The sequence below is a fragment of the Endozoicomonas sp. ONNA1 genome (assembly GCF_024606325.1).
Classification (GTDB): Bacteria; Pseudomonadota; Gammaproteobacteria; order Pseudomonadales; family Endozoicomonadaceae; genus Endozoicomonas_A.
The window spans coordinates 1-4,338 of the sequence record NZ_JAHHPN010000786.1; the positions used below are offsets into that span (position 1 = coordinate 1).

Below are 4,338 nucleotides of genomic sequence, written 5' to 3' on the forward strand. Positions count from 1 at the left end.
TTGCCACCATTGAAGTAGAAAAAGTTGAAGTGAATGGGCGTACCTTCATGCGTCTTATCGCTTCGGGCGATCAGCCCCCTGCACTGCAACGTCTGGGTCAATCACTCTTTGTCAATGATGAAGCCCTGCTGGCGGCAGCCACCTCTGCCTATGTTCAGGTTCATGTCCTGGAAGGGGATATACAACAGCAGGCCCTTAATGATCTGTTGGCACACAGCAAACCTGTCGGCTATGTTGTTCACGTCGAGGATGACACACAGGTTTATCCTGTGCCTGAGGGCTATCCAAAGCTGGAAGTAGCAGAAGCTTCCGGAGAGGTTATTGTTTTCCATGGTCAGAATCCGAATCCCCATGATATCGCCTTTGTAGAAAACCTCCATAAACTTTGGTTAGAAGCCGGGGAGAATAACCCCGCTGCTGCTGCGACACGGGTTAAAAAACATAAGGTCAAAGGCTACCAGTTCGCCATTCTAAGCAGGCAGATGGCACTGTTGGAGGAGTTTGTTGCACGGCACGATGCCGGAGCTGGCAAAGATCAGCCGACGACGCTTACAGACCAGGATAAACTGGCAGTGCATGCGCTTTCCTACTACGAATTTCTTCAGCAGGCATTGTCCAGTGCCATGCCAGCTCAAGCAGTTGAATTTGAATTCACACCAGAGCATGTCAGAGCCAGTTCAACTGTCATCACACCAACCTGGTTGCAGATTCAACTCACAAAACACTTCAGCTTCAAGCCTGCACTTAAAGACCTCCTGATCAATCAGAATTTTGTTAACGGTATTATGAGTCATATACCCGTTGTCGACGAATCACAGCTCGATGTTTTTAACCACGACGAACAGTTTGCTGCCAAAGTCGTGAGCGACACGGCCAGACAAATGGTTGAGTGGGAAAGACAGCTGCAAGAGCACCTGGTCAAAAAAAGCGAACTGATCCGGGTTAAAAACCATTTAGAGCTTGTATCGGAGACAGCCAATGCCAGTGAAGAGGAAAAACTCAGAGCACTTCAACTTAAGCAACAGGCCGGGGATAAGCTCGCACTGATTCGTAAAGTGGCGAAAGAACTGGAAGAACAGTCACAGAAACTTCAGTATGAAGTCGAACGAATCCCGTATCTGCAACGACAACTCCTTGACGCCAGAGAAGAAGCCAGCATAGCTCACAACACTCAACTGGCAGAGGTGCTTGGTATTGACAACTGGGATGGTACCCAGCCAGCAGAAGAACAAGTCAGACTTATCAGAAAAAACATTCATGAAATGCACCAATCAGTGGCCGCAACATTTGCCGCAACAGGACAGCCTGGTCCTGAGGCTGTAAAAGCAAAACTGGCAGCCATTGAAGACCGGTTCGGTATTACTCCGGTGGATGAAAACGATCTGGTAGCCCGCTGTCAGTCCATTCAGCAGTACCAGCACCTGCAACAAAAGACAGAAATGACCGATGCTGGAATCCACAAACTTCTGACCAGGATTCAACATCGGCTCAGTCTGGACCAGGATATCGAAAAGGGTCCGGAAGTCCGTTCCCGGGCCATTCGAAAGCACCCGAAGCAGCAGGCAGCTCAGGCCGGTCAGGAACGTTTTCAGCAACAGACCATCAAAAAAGATACCAAAGATCGGGCTGAAAAAATTAAGACAATGAATGTCAAACAAGAAATCGCTGATCTGAGTGAGCTTAACGAGGGCATCGCAACAGAAGACATCAATGTCCTGAAGTCAACCATTCATACCACGCTTCTCAAGAATGCAGCACTGGAAGAACAACTGAAAGACATCAACACACCTGGTCAGTCCAAAGCCTTGCCTGAAGTTTTTGAGACACTTCGTGCCATGGAAAAAGCTCTGGGAGATAAGAGTCACATCAATGAAAGGGACGATGTGTATCTCAATCGTCAGCTCGTTTCTGAAGACATACGCTTATACGTCAGTGAAGCCAGACTGCGGCAAGAGGCACAGGTCTCGATCATACTGCAACTGCTGGAAGACAGACTCGGTATCAGAGTCAGAATCAGTGAAAGTGATGGCAAGGCAGCAAAACTGGCAAGGGTTCGTGCAAGACTTGATAGCGGTAATGTCTCAAATGACCAGTTGGCTGACATGGACAGGCTCCTCCGTGTTGCAACTGACAGACCCGCTCCGGAGGGGAGTCCGATGCAGGTGGACGTCTTACTCTCTGGCATTCATGATCTTCTCAACTCTTTAAACGAAGAATCGGATCAGCGAGCCAGAATACGACAGGCAATTTATCTTATCGATCTGGAGGTCGCACTGAATATCTTACATCATGAATATCCTGCCGCTAAAGAAAGAGGAAAAAATTTCATAGCTAAACTGGCCAGTGATCTGCAGATAGGGTTTGCAGACGATGCCAATCTGTTCGACCAGCAGCATGCTCTAAGAGACAGAATTAAGGAACTAATGAAAGAAGTAAACGAAACTTATGACGATGAGGGTGTCAAAAGAATCAGAAACAATCAAATGGCTGATCAACTCGAGCTTAGGGACTTTAGAGTTGATGCCGGTATAGACGAGCAGAACAGCCTGATTAAGGCAAAACTTGAACACTTGGATGAAGAAGTGTTTAAAGCCGGTCAGCCTGAGGTTGATGAGCGTATCGCAGCCATTGAAAATGAGCTGGACAGGCAAATGGCTCGCTTGGGGCCTAAGCCCCGATTTGTCCTTGATCGTGATGCCGCCACAGCCAGAGGAGCAATTAAAAATGCTGAAAATGAACTGGCAGCTATTCATCGCAACCTGAAAGAGCTTCGTGGCGAACACCTGATATTTGCGGGGAACCGTGCTGACCTCCAACATATCCCGGATAAAGAAAACGCAGCTCTCAACCAGAGAATGAAAGAAGCTCAGATCGAGTTAGGCCTGGCTGCAAGTGACGAGCAAACCACTGAAGAGCGACTGAAAGACATCAGGCATTTCCTGCTGGAATGCAGCGCAGAAAAACGAGATGAAATCCTTGAGGAACTGGGAATCAAATCAGGTCTGAATATCCAGATAACAGGTGACACCGGTCTGGAGGAAGCATCTGATTACTTGATTGCCATTGCACGCTATACAGATTCTGATGGTCAAAATAAATTCAGTGAAGCATTGGGTAAACTGCTTTACAACAGGAAAAAGTACGCTCAGCTCAGAGACTTACTGCGTGAACACGACAGAAAAAGTATGAATGTAGCCAATGCAATGACTGAAGAGGCTCTTGCACAAGCGGATATGATTCGCAAGCAAAAGGAGATCGAATTTGGAACCAGCGATGAGTTGATTAAAGCCTTACCCAATCTCGAAATAGCTCAGCTGTCTTTAGCCCTGAGCCGCAAAAGTGAGGCTTTATCCAATGCAAAACAAGACTTGGCGGATCATAATGCGCTTCTTGAAGCCACCGAAAAAGCTATGGGTCTTAAACCAGCTCCTGCTGACACCCATGAACAACGGCTTAATGCCCTGAGAAACAGACAGGTACAAATAGGTGGAAACGATGGCTATGGTGGCACTGTCAGACACCTGATTCAGGAACAGAATCATTTGCAAAATAATATTGAATACAGGAAAACAGACATTGAGAGAATGAAGGGGGTCCTGAAGGCAGCAGAGCAAGCCGTCGAGAGTGACCCTGGCCCCTTCCAGTACACGCCGAAACAGGTACAGGTTCTGAACACTATCCACGAGTTCACCCAGCAACATCCTCTCAAAAAACAAGCCCTGGAAGCTGCAATTGGCCTGAGAGAAGCAGCAGTTGCCAGCGGTAAGCAAACACTGTTGCTTCCGACTTTGCATTTTGACGATGGATTTGCTGCGATTCGCTTGCAGGCACAGATCGGAGACAAACTGACGTTTGAACAGGCCAGTCGGATGGTGGAAACTTTCAAGAGCCTGAAGGTCTTCCCGGAATCCACTCTCGAGCCAATAGCAGATCGACCTCAGAGTGCTCTCTCACATGTCCTGACTTTGTCGCTATGGGCCATCTATCAGACAAAAAAAGGGCCCCAACAATACGACGACCTGATTCGCGGCATGGGCAAAACATTCATTCACTTCGTCGAGCATGAACAAGGGGGCCTGAAAGGCTTCCCGGAATACTTCGCCAGCCATTCTGCCAGTGGTTACAATATAATCACTTTGCTCCGTGAAGGCCTGATCAGCAAAGTTGAACTTGAACACTACCTGAAGGCCGTCAGAGGTGCCGGTGTTTATACGGCAATGGGCGAATTTGAACACTTTATTGGCAGCAAACACGGTGTCCATGTGCCCCAGTTCAGGAAGCTCGTCCAGATGCTGTCCGATAAGGGTGCTGAGGAATTTATGCAGAGCGCCTTTATTC

The 4,338-nt window shown here is 48.0% G+C and carries 1 protein-coding gene; it reads left to right on the forward strand.

Going from position 1 to position 4,338, the window contains the following annotated elements:
- Positions 1–4,338, forward strand: a 4,338-nt coding sequence (locus tag KDK19_RS18840) for a hypothetical protein (protein WP_257292616.1), incomplete at both ends; no start/stop codon positions are given.